At 45.9% G+C, this 15,129-nt stretch carries 17 protein-coding genes; 2 read left to right on the top strand and 15 right to left on the bottom strand.

Annotated elements, in window-relative coordinates:
- Positions 1–90: 90 nt before the first annotated feature.
- Positions 91–1,581 (bottom strand): glycoside hydrolase family 43 protein, encoded by a 1,491-nt coding sequence (locus tag NLBNIHML_RS09910; protein ID WP_472476708.1) that lies wholly within the window; start codon positions 1,579–1,581, stop codon positions 91–93.
- A 183-nt stretch (positions 1,582–1,764) separates the two neighbouring features.
- Here NLBNIHML_RS09910 and NLBNIHML_RS09915 point away from each other — a divergent pair, with 183 nt between their 5' ends.
- The gene (locus NLBNIHML_RS09915) at positions 1,765–2,667 is read left to right on the top strand and encodes an ArsR/SmtB family transcription factor (RefSeq protein ID WP_342570821.1); all 903 of its coding nucleotides are present in this window, start codon (positions 1,765–1,767) and stop codon (positions 2,665–2,667) included.
- A gap of 223 nt (positions 2,668–2,890) precedes the next feature.
- Here the strand turns inward: NLBNIHML_RS09915 and NLBNIHML_RS09920 are convergent, their stop codons facing one another.
- The 12 genes from NLBNIHML_RS09920 to NLBNIHML_RS09975 form a co-directional block, all read right to left on the bottom strand.
- Positions 2,891–3,406: a DinB family protein gene (locus NLBNIHML_RS09920; protein ID WP_339236769.1), complete on the bottom strand. Its 516-nt coding sequence runs from the start codon at positions 3,404–3,406 to the stop codon at positions 2,891–2,893.
- Positions 3,407–3,421: 15 nt separating this feature from the next.
- A complete protein-coding gene (locus NLBNIHML_RS09925; protein ID WP_339236771.1) occupies positions 3,422–3,571 on the bottom strand; it encodes a hypothetical protein in 150 nt (49 codons plus the stop codon).
- A gap of 34 nt (positions 3,572–3,605) precedes the next feature.
- On the bottom strand, positions 3,606–4,355 hold the full coding sequence (locus NLBNIHML_RS09930) for a metallophosphoesterase family protein (protein WP_494354299.1): 750 nt from the start codon (positions 4,353–4,355) through the stop codon (positions 3,606–3,608).
- Positions 4,352–5,296, bottom strand: a complete 945-nt coding sequence (locus NLBNIHML_RS09935; protein WP_339256864.1) for a GNAT family N-acetyltransferase — start codon at positions 5,294–5,296, stop codon at positions 4,352–4,354. The genes NLBNIHML_RS09930 and NLBNIHML_RS09935 overlap by 4 nt, the downstream gene beginning before the upstream one ends.
- Positions 5,297–5,334: 38 nt before the next feature.
- Positions 5,335–5,799: a DUF6896 domain-containing protein gene (locus NLBNIHML_RS09940; protein ID WP_339256866.1), complete on the bottom strand. Its 465-nt coding sequence runs from the start codon at positions 5,797–5,799 to the stop codon at positions 5,335–5,337.
- A gap of 29 nt (positions 5,800–5,828) precedes the next feature.
- Positions 5,829–6,530, bottom strand: coding sequence for a DUF1361 domain-containing protein (locus tag NLBNIHML_RS09945; RefSeq protein ID WP_339236779.1), 702 nt, complete (start codon positions 6,528–6,530; stop codon positions 5,829–5,831).
- 40 nt (positions 6,531–6,570) lie between these two features.
- Positions 6,571–6,999: a GNAT family N-acetyltransferase gene (locus NLBNIHML_RS09950; RefSeq protein WP_494354300.1), complete on the bottom strand. Its 429-nt coding sequence runs from the start codon at positions 6,997–6,999 to the stop codon at positions 6,571–6,573.
- A 17-nt stretch (positions 7,000–7,016) separates the two neighbouring features.
- The gene (locus NLBNIHML_RS09955; RefSeq protein WP_339236783.1) at positions 7,017–7,466 is read right to left on the bottom strand and encodes a GNAT family N-acetyltransferase; all 450 of its coding nucleotides are present in this window, start codon (positions 7,464–7,466) and stop codon (positions 7,017–7,019) included.
- A gap of 31 nt (positions 7,467–7,497) precedes the next feature.
- Positions 7,498–7,908, bottom strand: a complete 411-nt coding sequence (locus NLBNIHML_RS09960; RefSeq protein ID WP_339256870.1) for a GNAT family N-acetyltransferase — start codon at positions 7,906–7,908, stop codon at positions 7,498–7,500.
- Between the two features lie 128 nt (positions 7,909–8,036).
- Positions 8,037–9,263, bottom strand: coding sequence for an amidohydrolase (locus tag NLBNIHML_RS09965; protein ID WP_339256872.1), 1,227 nt, complete (start codon positions 9,261–9,263; stop codon positions 8,037–8,039).
- A 226-nt stretch (positions 9,264–9,489) separates the two neighbouring features.
- Positions 9,490–10,044: a methylated-DNA--[protein]-cysteine S-methyltransferase gene (locus NLBNIHML_RS09970; RefSeq protein ID WP_339236790.1), complete on the bottom strand. Its 555-nt coding sequence runs from the start codon at positions 10,042–10,044 to the stop codon at positions 9,490–9,492.
- 42 nt (positions 10,045–10,086) lie between these two features.
- On the bottom strand, positions 10,087–10,794 hold the full coding sequence (locus NLBNIHML_RS09975; protein ID WP_494354301.1) for a DNA alkylation repair protein: 708 nt from the start codon (positions 10,792–10,794) through the stop codon (positions 10,087–10,089).
- Between the two features lie 188 nt (positions 10,795–10,982).
- Between NLBNIHML_RS09975 and mgtE the strand changes: the two genes are divergently transcribed.
- Positions 10,983–12,353 (top strand): magnesium transporter, encoded by a 1,371-nt coding sequence (gene mgtE / locus NLBNIHML_RS09980; protein WP_342570831.1) that lies wholly within the window; start codon positions 10,983–10,985, stop codon positions 12,351–12,353.
- 68 nt (positions 12,354–12,421) lie between these two features.
- Here mgtE and mmsB read toward each other — a convergent pair whose 3' ends face one another.
- Both mmsB and mmsA read right to left on the bottom strand, forming a co-directional pair.
- Entirely contained in the window at positions 12,422–13,585 is a 1,164-nt protein-coding gene (mmsB, locus tag NLBNIHML_RS09985) for a multiple monosaccharide ABC transporter permease (RefSeq protein ID WP_253439968.1), read from the bottom strand.
- On the bottom strand, positions 13,560–15,119 hold the full coding sequence (gene mmsA, locus NLBNIHML_RS09990; protein WP_339256881.1) for a multiple monosaccharide ABC transporter ATP-binding protein: 1,560 nt from the start codon (positions 15,117–15,119) through the stop codon (positions 13,560–13,562). The genes mmsB and mmsA overlap by 26 nt, the downstream gene beginning before the upstream one ends.
- Positions 15,120–15,129: the final 10 nt, after the last annotated feature.

Here is a 15,129-nt window from a genome sequence, read left to right on the forward strand (position 1 = left end):
CTTCTATTGGCATTTATTAATAGATCTATTTCTATATTTTGACACAAATTTAAAAAAAGAGAAGGACCCTAGGGCCCTCCTCTTCACTTCTTAATGGTATTCACACTTGAAATTGGTAAACTCAGCCGAAGCATCTTCACCTGTCGCGTACAATCCAATAAGTACGCCTGTAAAACCTCCAGCCACTTCCGAGGATAGGTATCTCGTCTGTGCCGTGCCTAGCAGAATCTCTTCATCCTCTACTTGAAACAGGAAGCTATATCGGTCATGGCTTGAGCGAATGACCAGCGTTGCATGCTGTTTATTTTCCAGATCCACTTCATGTGCTATCGATTTGATATCCCCGATATTCAGACGCTCGATCACCTTATAGCCGTCCTGCTCATCACGAATTGCTACTTCATAATGATGATTCTCATCCATATAAATGGTGATACCTGCTTCTCCACTGGTTAGACTAACATCGACTGAAATCGTGGCATTAAAGTCTTTCTGGCGTAACCCGATGAACGTCGGAGATGCCGGAATGTCCAGCGTTACATCGGTTCCTGTTAGCGTAAGCTTGTCACATTCAAGCTGATAATGCTCTGTATTCGGATGACGAAGGTAACACCAATCGAGATTCCAGTCGGTATTTTCAAACGTATAATGCTTCTTATCCTGCTGGATCACTGTGTCCGGGATACGTTTAGTCTCAAAACTCGTCAGTGTTGTACCTTCATTCCCGGCTGTAAACCATCCGTCTTCACCAAACGTAATTGGAGTCAGAAATACTTCTCGGCCCAGATGATGGTACGTAGCCCATCTGCCAATCTGTCGGAATCCCAGGTGAAAGAGCCACCAGTTCCCCCGATCATCCTGAACCAGATCACCATGCCCCACACCCTGGAGCTCATAACCGCCCAGATTGCGATTGGTTAGAACCGGATTGTGCTCATAAGCCTCGAATGGACCTGAAGAAGAAATGCCCCGAGCGTAAGTAACCATATGCCCATATTCGGTGCCACCTTCGGCTGCAAGCAGATAATAGTAGCCGTTCATTTTATACAGATGCGGACTTTCCAGATATCGTCCACCTGTTCCGTTCCAGATGGTCCGACCTGGCGTCAATTGCCGGCCAGTTTCAATTTCAATCTCACACTGGACAATTCCTCCAACGCCTTGATCATCAACCCCGTTACTCATAAACAAGGTCTTTTCATCTTCAAAATACAAATCCGGATCAATTCCACCTTGATCCACATAGATAGGTTCAGACCACTCTCCGTAGATATCGTCTGTCCATACATAAAAATTCTGATGCGTCGTATCGTTGGTTGTCACCATATAAAATCGTCCGTTATTGTACCTAATGGTGGGGGCAAATACCCCGCCGGAACTGTTCACGGTGTCCAACTGAATTTGGCTTTTACGAGTGAGGCAATGACCAATCTGCTTCCAATTCAGCAAATCCTTGCTTTCAAAGAGCGGTACGCCCGGAAAGTATTGAAAAGAACTGCACACCATGTAGTACGTGTCGTGCACCTTAATCACACTAGGGTCTGGATAGAAACCTTTTACAACAGGGTTATTGTATCTCATTACTCCACTCCATCTCTTATTTAAAATTCACAAATATAAGAATTCAACTTCGTAGCAACTAAAAAAAATTAAACACTATTGGCGATTAACTTGCAATGAATCTGTATTGCATCTTCGGACTAATTTCATTAAATTAATATATATGTGATTTTAGTAGATTGAGCGTAGGGAGTTGTTGTACAGATGATCAAAGCAAATGGAGAGCCTCGGTTCATTCCTTTATATGAGGCGCTGGCAAGCGAAGTCAGATGGAGAATCATGGATATGATTGCAGATCGTGAAATGAATGTGAAGGATATTGCCGCAGCATTAGAGCTTAGCCCCTCCATTGTCACGATGCACATTCGTAAATTGGAGGATGCGGGGCTCATTGGGAGCAGACGCGTTCGGATCAACGGAGGGACACACAAGTTATGTTACCTCAAGCAAAATCAGATTGAGATCGAGCTGCCATCCGCTAGTCGGACTTCACGAACCAGAGAGCAGACGATATCCGTCGGGCACTATACTGCTTTTGATATCCAGCCTACTTGTGGGCTAGGGACACTTGAGAAAGAGATTGGCGTGTGGGACGATCCCCGCTACTTCCTGGATCCTGAGCGGGTACACGCTGCAATTTTGTGGTTTGGGAAAGGTTATGTTGAATATAAAACATCTAATTTTGTTCTTCCGGACGAGAATACAGATGCGATAGAGATCTCGATGGAACTGGCATCTGAAGCCCCGGGATTACGGGATCATTGGCTGTCAGATATTCAATTCACCTTTAACGGTGTTGCGCTTGGAACGTGGACGAGCCCTGCCGACTTCGGCAGGGCAGCGCGCGGCAAGTATACGCCAGAATGGTGGCATCGCAATGTGAATCAGTATGGATTATTGAAGACCATCCGCATTGATACCTCCGGTACTTACATGGATGGAGAGCGGATGTCTGACATTACACTTGCAGATATTAAGCTGGACGAGCCGTTCTGGACGCTTCGATTTACAGTTGACGAGAAGAGCCCCAACGTTGGGGGATTAACGATCTATGGTGCCGGTTTTGGTAATCACGATCAAGATATTGTTATTCGTGTATTGGGTTGATTTTTTTCACCTAATCGATTAACTTGATTTTCTCAAAAACATTATATTTCTCCAGATCTGAAGTAATTGCATAAGGCAGGTAATGATATAATTCAGATCTGGTTGCCCACTTGTATTCACTATGTTCTTCTGAAAGATTCACTTGATGATCTTTGGTTCTGCACAAATACATTAGAAGAATGACCTGTCGATGAGGATGGGTAAAGAACGTACTAGTATCAGTTTATGTTTGGAACCACCTTCTCAATTGATTAATATGAGCTTGATGATAACGGTTATGGTCAGCCATGTGCCATAATCCCCAACGGATCGTAGCTTGCTTTTCGTTCTGATGTCCAAAAGTAACGACTCGGTCTAGATCAGCATCCGCTAAATGTGCGCATGTCTCTTTTAGAAGGGTTAGTACACTCTCATGTTGAGAGATAAGTGTGTCACGTGCCACACCTTGAACCAGCGGGAGTCTATTATTCGCATCGATCATAGGGCCATATTGCTCTATTAAACGCTGAGGAAGGACTGCTCCCTTTATTCTATAAACCCAATTTATATCAACGAACGTAATATGTCGGATCAATTGAGCTGTACTATTAAACTGGTTGTGTTCCCCTCTGTAATCTACCTCTTCTTGCGACATACCTTCTGTAATTGATTTAAGGCGTTGGCTATTTTCTGTTACAGCGGATAATAACATCCCCACAACAGGTGCCATATTGGCTTCCCCTTGTAAATCATAAATCATACACATCCCCCTCCTTTACCTTCGCTCTTTCAATAAGTCCTTTATTTCTCTTAACTCTGATAATATTTCTTTTGTGTGCTGACTATTTTTTGAATTATCCATTCCAACTTTCACAACATAAATACCGAGGAACAGATAAACTACCAACATAATGATCATTCCCATGTGCATTTCTCCTTCCCAAAGTAGCAGCACATTGCTATGAACGATGACTACCTTCTATATTTTCTCTTTCCAACTGATTCCCGTGAAATGCCTTCAATATAAAAGCTCGATCCGGAACGTTCAACCGTTCATACGACTGCAGATACTCTCTGTTGTCATATGGAACGCCAATGAATTTCACATCAATCTTCCCCTCTTGGAGATCCACGACTCCGTATCTGGCAATGGCAAGATCATTACAGCCTAAAGCTCCCGGGTTCATATAGATTCGTTGATCTGTCTTGTAATAATGAAGAATGTGATGATGACCAAAACAAACCAAATCATGGGCCGTCCCCTGATACTTCGCGTCCAATTTGGTTCCAGATGATTCTTTATCGATGGCATCCAGCTTGTCATTGCTCATATGATAGTGAGTCAAAAGGAACTGACGTCCTTCGACCTCTTTTTTAACAAATTTTGGTAGAGCCTGAATTCTCTTGATCGACTCTGCATTTAGATGTTGACCTATCCATTCATGGTGTTCAGCCATGCCTTTGTGCCCTTCTAATGGTCCCTTATTTTGGAGCAAACTCAATACGGCCTCTTCGTGATTCCCTGAAATCGCTATCATATTTTTGCGGCTGTACAACATCTCAATCACTTCATTAGAGTAAGGGCCAATGCCGATCATATCTCCCAAACAAAATGTATGCTCTATGTCTCCTCTGGAATCCATATCAGCCAATACCGCTTGAAGCGCAGGAACATTGCCATGAATATCGGTTAAGATGGCCACCTTCATTGAGACTCCTCCTCTGGAATGTACATCGTCTGAATCTCCTGTACTCCCGGAATAAAGCCCAGATTCAGATACACGGACTCCGCATCATTTCCTTGCATCACATACAATCGCAGAACAGGATATTTACCCTTAAGCTCATTCAAAGCTCTTTGTAACATCAGTGTAGCAAGCCCTCTGCCTCTATACGTCGGTCGAACCCCTATACTATATACGGCAGCCTGATTATCCTGCAGACAAAGACGACAGTTGGCAATAAGCTGCCCCGTCTCCTTATCGTATACAAGTGTAGAGGCCTGAGTTAGGATCTCATTCGTATAATTAGGGTCATCACTAGGGATAAAATCTGCAAGAGTGGTATGTTTTCTTCGTGTAGCTTCAAGACTTCCTGCAAAACTCTCCAGGTCACATTGGGCAATTTCATCTTCATTTACATATGTTCTGGTGCCGATTTCACTTACAATAATCTCTGGACTCTTCACGGTTACCCGGCTGTCCCATTCGATGTCAAAATGATCTGTAGGCCGCTGCATCCAGCGACATCTGAACTCCACTGGCCAGAATCCGGCTCTTGCGTATAGATCGACTTGGTCTGGAAGAATCTCAAAGGTCAGAATTCGTTTCGTGCGATCCGACCACTGTACTAATGTATGCTTCAGCAGTTTCAATACCTCAAAGCACTGCTGGAATGGCGGGATAAAAAACAAATGATACATCCGGTTAGGCTCCATTCTCACGCCACCTATTTTGCTTTCCCCCTTGTAAATCCAGTACGCACTGATCTTGGAAGAACTAAACTCCTCTTCTCTGAAAAATCCGACATACCGCATATCATAATAAACCGTGCAAAATAATCCCCATTCGGCAAAATCAGCTCTGCGAATCGAATATTCATCCGACAGATCATATTGAAGTATATCTATGGACCATTCCGTTAAACTCATATGTCATCCCTCCTCAATTCTAATTACATGTACAGCAATTAAAGAACCTTTCTATATGCCACCCCGTGAACATGAATTAACAAATGCTCCGCTTCCAAACGTTCAAAGAAATCCAACATGTCCTTAAACGCATTCTCGAAATACGAAGTCAGGTGGGCAAGCTCTGGCGTTGTTTTGATAAAATTGTAAAAGAAGTAGGGGTCCATGTTACCCACATCCGCTGGACTACCAAGGAAAACCTCCAATGTCTGGCCCGTTTCTGTATTCTTGAACATACAGTGCTCGCCGTGGACATCAAAATACCAATTTCCTGTTAATTTTTCTTCACCATGGATTACATCCGCATTGGACAGCAGATGATACGCCCCTGCGAGGATTTCCTCGCGATCAGGCTGATCGGTTTCCAATATCAGTTGGTCGATCAATTGCCGCGCAATTCTCTTGTACATATCCATTGCCATTAATAATTCTTCCGTAATTTCCTGTGTTATTGATTTCATCATTTCAGATCCTTTGCCCTTTCCAATGGGAATTAACTGCTCGACCTTGAGGTTAGCAAAGATACGATAACGTATCCAAAAAGTTGAACCGTAAATACAATAGCGACAAATTCAACCATCATGCTGTTCGCTGCATTGAAATCATTCACAAGATCCACAAAGATCTTTCCCGGTCTGGATAATACATCCCATGAATTCCAACGATTAAATCTGCCAATGTAGACCCCTATACTGCTCAATAGCAAAATAACGCCTACAATTATCATGCTAATGTACTTATTTATTAATTTATTTAACATGCCTTGGATTTGAATGATCGAACATGTCGAGAGCAGCAATCCGATGATCGCTACGGCAAACGTCAGGGTGAGTCCATACCAAAAATCAATATTAACCCAAAATCTGACCTCCCCTTGAGCATCAAAATACCGGAATGAGTGCAGGATCTCTGTAAAAAGGTAGGCCGCATTGGGCAGAAAAAAGAGCCAAACTGCACACATCAACCACATACATATAACACTCGTTGTGGTTACTTTCTTATGAAATATGTATCTAATGCAGGATGAGATAATGAATGGCACCCATGCCAGGAGCATATCCCAACTTAAAAAGCGATACATATTCCTATCTGTTTGGGCCCGTAAATACATCACAACACCTAAACAACAACAAGTAGCCACAAGCAAGGTAACGATGAATCGGGGATCTTGCACCGGATGTTTGTTATCTTTCATTTCTTTGCTTCTACGTCCTTTTCCTTGATGATGTTATACGTTATAAATACTTTTTAAATGCCTTGCTGGATTCTCCGTCGTACCCCAATTTCGTATAAAAGTGATGTGCTTCATGTCTGGATGATCCACTGGTAAGAAATACCTTCATACAATTTTTCTGTACACATATGTTTTCCACATATTTCATCAATTCAGATCCATATCCCTTGCTCTGCACATGTTCCCTAATGATAACCCGCTCAACGACGCCGAATGGTCTATTTTCCACCAAAGCATCCAAACAAATATGTAAATGAGCCGTGCCGATCACCTGATTACCCAGTTCATATACGAACAAGAAACTATTCGGGTTATTCCGAACTTCTTCAATCCGTTCTGCCAGTACCTTTGTATTTAAGTTGTTCGGCAATAATTCTTTATACAGTCTCTCGATAACCTCTGCATCCCTAGCTTCTGCCTCTCTTATCATCAAGCTCCCCCTCCCTGTTACCTCACTTGATAACTTAAAATGATATCCCCGTTGTCCTCGAATTCACCCGTGTCCTGAAATCCGCAACGCTTATACAGCGCATTAGCCGCGATGTTATGAGGAACATGGGATACCCTGATTTGCTGGCAATCACTTCTATCTTGCAACATACGAATCACTTCTTGAATAGCAAGTTTACCGTAGCCCTTCCCCTGATACTTCTCATCAATCATGAAGCGCAGAATCCAATAATACCCGTCATTGTAGACCTCATTATCAAATAAAATAAAACCGACCATCTGATCCTCTGCGAAAATGCCATATGGTTTGGACGTAATTTCCTTTGTCGCATGAATCAATGAATCCGCATTGCTAGCTACCAAATCCAGCTGATCTTCCCTTGGTTTAAGGTGCATGCACTCGAGTTCATTATCTTTGGTTATAGGTTGTAACTTCACTTGCTCCATACCTACCATCCTCTCTCCTTGAAGCTTATCACTAGATTTTCTTGATCAATATAATCTCCAAAGGTTGTGTATCCAGCAACAGAGCCCCTGCGTCAACATACCCCAGCTTTCGATAGAAATGTTGGGCATGTTCGTCTGACTGCGTTGAAGTCATTACGGTATCGAAGCCTTGTTGCTTCATTAGATTTTCCCAGTGATGCACCACTTTTTTGCCAATTCCGCCGTTTCGATAGGGCTCATCAATCCAGATCATATTCATAAAGGGAAGGTTGTCCCAAAAGTAACCGTACCTCATCCATCCAATTCTTGATCCCTCGTCCTCGTTCCAGAGGATGAATATTTCTTTTTCATGAATCTTCGTTTTCACAAGTGCCTGATGGATATGCCGATCTCGATCCATGATATAGTCGAAATCAGCTTCCGTTGCATATTCAATCTTCATTCGTTTTGCTCCCTTCATTAACTACGTCCATCATAACCCAAAATGTGGTAGTTGCGAACAGTTCCTTCCTCTTTTTTTCCCATGCCAAAAAACCACGGTTTCCCGTGGTTGCACCCGCTCTATTTTTCTCAATCCGATGTCGATCCGCTCACCAATTGTCCCTTGTACCATACGGCCTGCCGCGCAGATCGCCGCGCAACGGCTTCCGCCGAACAACTTGCATGGACCAATACAAAACTTGCTGTGTCCCCCACCTTCGGCCATACGTATTCCCCTTGTGAATCCAGCGGTGTCACACCGCCTGTTACGAACGCCAAAGATTGAGACAAGGACAATTCATCACTATATCCGTACAGTTCTGCGAAACGTCCCGCTTTCTCAAGCAGATCTCCACTGCCAAAAGGAGACCAATGATCCGTCAGGCTGTCTGTGGCCAGCTTCACGTTCACGCCCATACGATGGAGCATGGGAAGAGGCATCATCGTTCTGCCAATAGGCACCGTGGAAGCAATGCTCATCCCGAGCGAAGCCATTCGCTGCGCCATATCTTCCGCTTCCTGCTGCTCCGCGCGAGCGAACCAGAACGCATGACTTACCGTAACTTTACCCTGAAGCCCTGCTGCTTCGGTCAGACTCGCAAGTTCTAGCAACGTTTGTTTGCCGGCCTGCCCGCCATCATGCAGATGAATATCGATGCCCGCCTGATGCTGAACAGCCAGTTCGACCATGGCATTCAGTGATTTCTCGATGTCTTCGTCCACAGTATGGGGATCGAGTCCACCCACATGCGTTGCACCTTCCTGCATCGCTTGGCCCATAAGCTCCACTGAATGGGAGCGAAGCAGTCCATGCTGCGGGAAAGCTACAATCTCCGAAGAGATTTTGCCCGAAAATGATTCCAGAGCCTGCCGCGTTGCTTCCAGTCTTTTCAATCCACTGACGGGTTCGATATTGCAATGACTACGTACATGGGTGGAGCCGTACCCCTGAATCAAGGTTAGAATACTCTCCGCTTGACGCTTGGCATCTGGTAGCAGCTTGGGCAACAGAACCTTCTCTTCTTCAATACGTTCGAAAATACTGGAGATCCGTTTGACGGCTGTCCATGGTCCATCGTAGTAGGTTTTATCCAGATGAATATGTGCCTCCTCGAACGAAGGCAGCAATAAAAGTCCCTTGCCATCTACTTGTGGCAGATCGTTAGACAGCGGGTTGCTTCCTTCCACAATCGCCGCAATCCGTCCATCTTCAATCCGCAGATGAGCGAGGCTTGTCCGTGTCCCTGTCACCTGTTCCCCTTCCCAAACATAACGCTGTTCCAAAGTCACATTGGTTAACCAATAGGCCTGCTTCATTATGTCATCCCTCTTTTCTTACCCGGCATTACGTCCCCCGGATACCGATTGATCTATGATCTATGATCCATGTTACCATACGGTTTCACAGGGCAAAAATACGTAAAACGTTGGTGTTCCATATGCGGAACGTTTGTATTACTCTACCTTGATTCATGCCAAAAAACAGGCACAATACGTGCCTGTCCTGTCCACTCACCTTATTCTCCTTAATTACGTGAATATATTAAAAATAAAACCGTGCATGCCCTCCATCGGTCACGCCTTCAATCTGTTCGATATCCAGCAGTCTGCGCTTCATCTCCAACCCTCCACGGAACCCGGTCAGCTTGCGATTAGCCCCAATAATACGGTGGCATGGTAACAGAACCGGAATCGGATTGGCTCCATTTGCAGCCCCAACCGCTCGCACAGCCGAAGGTCTTCCAATCGATGCGGCAATGTCACCATAGGTCCGAATTTCACCGTAGGGGACGCGGCCCAGTTCTCTCCATACCTCCTGCTGGAAGTTCGTTCCGATCAAGTCCAGTGGAATTTCATCGGTATAAGCCATCGGTTCCCCTGCAAAATAGGACTGTAACCAATCCATCATGCCTGTTTGTTTCAGCGCATGCTCATTCTCTTCCAATTCCACGCCAGGTGCAACTTTCTGCATCCAGCCGTTCCAGTCCTCCAGTGTTTCGTTGGGCATGACCACTCGGCACAATCCCTGTTCTGTAGCGAGCAACACCCATGGACGACCGTCCAGTTGCATCGTGGTATACATTAACTTTTTTCTCATTCGTTTATCGCCCTCTCCCTGGTGGAATGCTTCATGCTAGGACTATGAGGAAATTCGCTTCTTCACCTTACGTTTCATACTGCGGATCATCTGCTTGCTCTCCGGATCAACGCGATACGATTCCGTGATTTTCTGAAGTGCCTTATTATACGTGAAATCGTCCAGGGTATTATGGTTCAGATAACGCATAGTAACCTCAGGTTGTTTCACATAAGCCATCGAGATGGCCCACGCAACCGCCATTTTCACATAATAAGCTTCGTGCCTGATCCGATCCAATGCGATTAGAACCCGATCAATATATCTCTCATCCAGATAAAAATTCAACAGCATCACCACGCCAAACCGAATCTCATATTCCTGCTCTGATCTCAGATACGGCTGCAAGAATGCCCACACCGGCTCCGAATGCACCTTCGTATATTTTAGTCCCGCACAGAAGCTGTCACATACCGACCAGTTATCGATCTTGGGTACAAATGCTTCAATGACCTTCAGCAGCTCGTCCAGATTAGCCTGGACATGTCCAATGACCATGGCTTGCAGCATCACTTCTTCAAAGTATTCATCGTCTGCCGTCTCCAGATAAGTGCGCCAGTCCCCGGCGGCGATCTGTTTGGCAATCTTTCGTAAGGCTGGCAATCTCACGCCTAACACATTTGTGATGTTGGGAATAAGCGCAGCCGAGAATTTCTGATACTCCGGCTCGGCCAGACTGAGCAATTGTGTTCTAATACTTTCTGCTTCCACCGCACACGTCCTCCTCGTCTGTTGCTGTACAACAAGTATATCCTTGCAACGCCCGTTTGTAAGCCCATATCGAATGTTTGAGCAAGATTACAATATCATTTTGGGTACTCTCTTTTCCTCCATTTGTTTAACTGCCAACCCATTTCGTTTAAAAATATGAAGCTGACCGTTTAGAAAGGAGTGTCGATATGAACGGACCTCATACCAAGAAAGATTTCTCCGTGGAGGAGATCACCGAACAACTCGTGCAACATGTGCAATCCCGGAACCTTCCGGATTTCTATAAATTGGTGAAAGAACTGCATCCCTACGACCTCTCACTCGTATATAAAAAGTTTCCTGAAGAAGAAACCAATCGGTTTCTGCTCCTGTTCAAACCCGATGCTCTGGCGGATCTCGCCGAGACCCTGAAGCTGCACGAACAGATTCAACTGTTTGAACGACTCGGGCCGGAACGAACGCTTGAAGTCATGCAGCAGATGGACAAAAGTGATCTGATCCGGTTCATGCACGATTTGCCTGCCAAACGAAGAGAAGAATTGCTGTCCACCATGAATCTGGACCACTCTGCCATTATCCGGTCCCTGCTTAATTATCCGCCGGAGACGGCTGGACGCATCATGACAGATCGATATCGAACCCTGCTTGCCCATGAGACAGCCAAGGAAGCCTTGCGACAATCGCAAGGCACCATGCATATCTCCGCCTCCAGTTACCTTTATGTGACGGATGATGAAGGTAAACTGGTCGGAGTAGTGAGTTATCGATCCCTTGCCTTGGCTGACGACAAGACCCAGGTTGAAGAACTGATGACCCGACGGGTGATCCACGCAACGGTAGATATGGACCAGGAAGAAGCAGCGCAGCTTCTGCAACGCTATGAGTTTATGGCGCTTCCAGTAGTAGATGAGAATCACAGGTTATGCGGGATTATCCAAATGGATGATGTCATCGATATTATTATGGATGAAGCCAGTGAAGATTTGGCCAAGATGGGTGGGGGCGGCAAGGATATCGACTTTGATACCAAACCACTCGTTGCCGTCAGACGCAGACTCCCTTGGCTCATTCTATTGCTGCTAATTGGCCTGATCTCGGGAAGCATCGTGGATTTTTTCGAGGATACATTGAATCAGGTTGTCGCACTGGCATTCTTTATGCCGATGATCGCGGGTATGACTGGTAACACAGGAACGCAATCTCTGGCTGTCGTGGTACGAGGACTAATCGGACGCAAACTCGACAAATCCACTGTACTCGCACTGATTGGTCGGGAGATCAAAGTGGGCATCATGATTGGATTGGTCTGTGGATTGCTGATCACCGTCATTGCTTATGTCTGGCAAGGGGACTGGCTGCTCGGCGCCATTATCGGGGTTTCTCTATTCTTCACTCTGGTGATCGGTACACTGACCGGCACATGCATTCCGCTTCTGCTTAGTCGTTTCAAGGTTGACCCAGCTGTCGCTTCGGGTCCGTTAATCACCACATTGAATGATATCTTATCCCTGTTTATCTATTTTGGGATCGCCACACGTTTCCTCGATGCATTGATGTAAACAAGTGGTGTATACAGCAAAACAGACCTGATCCTGAGATCAAGGTCTGTTTTGCATTTTATCCAGTTTTACGCCGATCTTTTATTTTTATTATAAATATCAAACGCCACAGCAAGCAGCAGTACCAATCCCTTAATTCCCTGCTGCCAGTCAATACCGAGACCAATCAAGGACATCCCGTTATTCAGCACACCCATAACCAAACCACCAATGATGGCTCCAAATACCGTACCTATGCCCCCTGAAGCAGAAGCACCTCCGATGAAGCAGGCCGCAATGGCATCCAGCTCAAAGTTGGTACCCGCCCTTGGCGTAGCGGCATTCAGACGTGCGGCGAAGATCAACCCGGATACCGCGGCAAGCGTACCCATGTTCACGAAAACCCAGAAAGTTACTTTTTTTGTTTTCACTCCGGACAGTCCCGCGGCCTTCTCATTACCTCCAAGCGCATACACATGCCGGCCCATAACGGTACGGTTCATCACGAAGGAGTATACGATGATCAGGACAAACAACAGAACCAGGATGTTCGGAATCCCCGCGTAACTTGCGAGTACAAATGTAAACAGATTTGTCACGGCAGCCACCACAATCAGCTTGAGCAGAAATAACCCCTGTGACACCACCTCGAAGCCATATTTTCGCTGGGAACGACGTTCCCGCAGTTCATTAACAATGTACCAGACGGTGAGTACAAGTCCCACAATAATGGATACCAGACCGAAGCCTGAGAAGTGAATGTCCGGCAGGAAACCCGAGCTTATTTTCTGGAACCCACCCGGAAAAGGAGAGATCGACTGTCCCTCCAGCACAATCATCGTCAAACCGCGGAACAGAAGCATCCCTGCCAGCGTCACGATAAATGCCGGAATACGCACATATGCGATCCAGAAGCCTTGCCATGCCCCGATCAAAGCGCCTACCAGCAAGGATGCGATAACCGCAAGCCAGGCCGGAAGCTGCCAATCTACCATCATAATTGCGGCAACAGCACCAACAAAGGCTGCAATGGAACCAACAGACAAGTCAATATGTCCGGTAATGATGACCAGCACCATCCCGATCGCCAGCACCAAAATGTAGCTGTTCTGCAAGATCAGATTCGTTATATTAATCGGCTTGAGTAATAGTCCACCTGTCAGTACCTCGAACAAAAGCATAATTACAACCAGGGCAATAATCATGCCGTATTGACGAATATTATTTTTAAACAGTTTTGTTATCATTTCCATGCTTGCCGCCTCCAGACTTGGTCATATATCTCATCAACGTTTCCTGCGATGCTTGCTCCCGGCTGACTTCGCCGGTGATTCGCCCGGCATTCATCACATAGATCCGGTCACACAGGCCAAGAACCTCCGGCAACTCGGATGAGATTACCAGTACACCCTTGCCCTCAGCGGCAAGCCGATGAATGATGGTATAGATTTCGAATTTCGCTCCCACATCAATCCCGCGTGTAGGTTCATCCAGGATAAGAATATCCGGTCCGGCAAAAATCCATTTACTCAGCACCACTTTTTGTTGGTTGCCCCCGCTCAGATTACCGGTCTTCTGTAAAATACTTGGGGCTTTGATGTTCATGCTTTTCTTCATCTCTTCCGCTACCAGCACTTCTTCGCGCTCGTTCACTACTGCGTTTCGCGTCAGCTTGCTGAGACCCGTCAGCGAAATATTGCGCTTGATGTCATCCATTAGAATAAGTCCGTATTCCTTACGGTCCTCTGTCACATAGGCGAATCCATTCTGGATGGCCTCTGTGACGGTATTGTTCTGGATCGGCTTACCATTCTTGATGAGCTGTCCCGAAATATTTCGGCCATAGGATTTGCCAAAGATACTCATGGCCAGCTCCGTACGCCCTGCGCCCATCAGCCCGGCAATACCCACAATCTCACCACGTCGGATATTCATATGGATCTGATCCAGTACTTTCCGCTCGGCATGATGTTCGTGATATACCGTCCAGTCCTTCACCTCAAGGATAATTTCACCTATGGTGGCATGACGCTCCGGGTAACGACTGGTGAGATCACGTCCTACCATCCCGCTGATAATCCGGTCCTCCGTCACTTTCTCCTTCTTCATATCCAACGTCTCAATTGTCTTGCCGTCCCGTAAAATGGTCACGGAATCAGACACCTTGGACACCTCATTCAGCTTGTGCGAGATCAGAATACAGGCGATGCCCTGCTTCTTGAATTCCAGCATCAATTGCAGCAGATTTTCACTATCATCCTCATTCAGCGCAGCGGTTGGCTCATCCAGGATGAGGAGCCGTACCTTTTTGGAGAGCGCTTTCGCAATTTCGACCAGTTGCTGTTTGCCTACCCCGATACTGGATACGAGTGTATTCGGATTTTCGCTCAGCCCCACCTTCGAGAGCAGCTCCCGTGTACCCACAAATGTTTCTTTCCAGTCCACAATGCCTCTGTTGGCACGTTCATTGCCCAGATATATATTTTCCGCGATTGAAAGGTAGGGAATCAGGGCCAACTCCTGATGGATAATGACAATTCCCAGATCCTCGCTCTGCTTGATATCCTTGAACTCACATTTTTTGCCCTGAAATAAAATGTCGCCTTCATACGTGCCATGTGGATATACTCCGCTTAACACTTTCATCAACGTAGATTTACCTGCACCATTTTCACCACATATGGAATGAATTTCGCCTTCACGGACTTTCAGGTTGACATTTTCCAGTGCTTTAACGCCAGGAAAGGTCTTGGTGATGTTCTTCATTTCCAGAATGATTCCGGCCATGGGATGTGCT

This window comes from Paenibacillus sp. JNU01 (assembly GCF_059130585.1).

Bases quoted from the DNA above. Each gene is read 5' to 3' on its own strand.
- NLBNIHML_RS09920 (WP_339236769.1), bottom strand. From the start codon at position 3,406: ATGATTTATGATTTACAAGGGGAAGCCAATATGGCACCTGTTGTGGGG.
- NLBNIHML_RS09930 (WP_494354299.1), bottom strand. From the start codon at position 4,355: ATGAAGGTGGCCATCTTAACCGATATTCATGGCAATGTTCCTGCGCTT.
- NLBNIHML_RS09960 (WP_339256870.1), bottom strand. From the start codon at position 7,908: ATGAAGATTGAATATGCAACGGAAGCTGATTTCGACTATATCATGGAT.
- mmsA (WP_339256881.1), bottom strand. From the start codon at position 15,119: ATGGCCGGAATCATTCTGGAAATGAAGAACATCACCAAGACCTTTCCT.
- NLBNIHML_RS09965 (WP_339256872.1), bottom strand. From the start codon at position 9,263: ATGAAGCAGGCCTATTGGTTAACCAATGTGACTTTGGAACAGCGTTAT.
- NLBNIHML_RS09950 (WP_494354300.1), bottom strand. From the start codon at position 6,999: ATGATAAGAGAGGCAGAAGCTAGGGATGCAGAGGTTATCGAGAGACTG.
- NLBNIHML_RS09970 (WP_339236790.1), bottom strand. From the start codon at position 10,044: ATGAGAAAAAAGTTAATGTATACCACGATGCAACTGGACGGTCGTCCA.
- NLBNIHML_RS09955 (WP_339236783.1), bottom strand. From the start codon at position 7,466: ATGGAGCAAGTGAAGTTACAACCTATAACCAAAGATAATGAACTCGAG.
- NLBNIHML_RS09915 (WP_342570821.1), top strand. From the start codon at position 1,765: ATGATCAAAGCAAATGGAGAGCCTCGGTTCATTCCTTTATATGAGGCG.
- NLBNIHML_RS09945 (WP_339236779.1), bottom strand. From the start codon at position 6,530: ATGAAAGATAACAAACATCCGGTGCAAGATCCCCGATTCATCGTTACC.
- NLBNIHML_RS09925 (WP_339236771.1), bottom strand. From the start codon at position 3,571: ATGGGAATGATCATTATGTTGGTAGTTTATCTGTTCCTCGGTATTTAT.
- mmsB (WP_253439968.1), bottom strand. From the start codon at position 13,585: ATGGAAATGATAACAAAACTGTTTAAAAATAATATTCGTCAATACGGC.
- mgtE (WP_342570831.1), top strand. From the start codon at position 10,983: ATGAACGGACCTCATACCAAGAAAGATTTCTCCGTGGAGGAGATCACC.
- NLBNIHML_RS09910 (WP_472476708.1), bottom strand. From the start codon at position 1,581: ATGAGATACAATAACCCTGTTGTAAAAGGTTTCTATCCAGACCCTAGT.
- NLBNIHML_RS09940 (WP_339256866.1), bottom strand. From the start codon at position 5,799: ATGATGAAATCAATAACACAGGAAATTACGGAAGAATTATTAATGGCA.
- NLBNIHML_RS09935 (WP_339256864.1), bottom strand. From the start codon at position 5,296: ATGAGTTTAACGGAATGGTCCATAGATATACTTCAATATGATCTGTCG.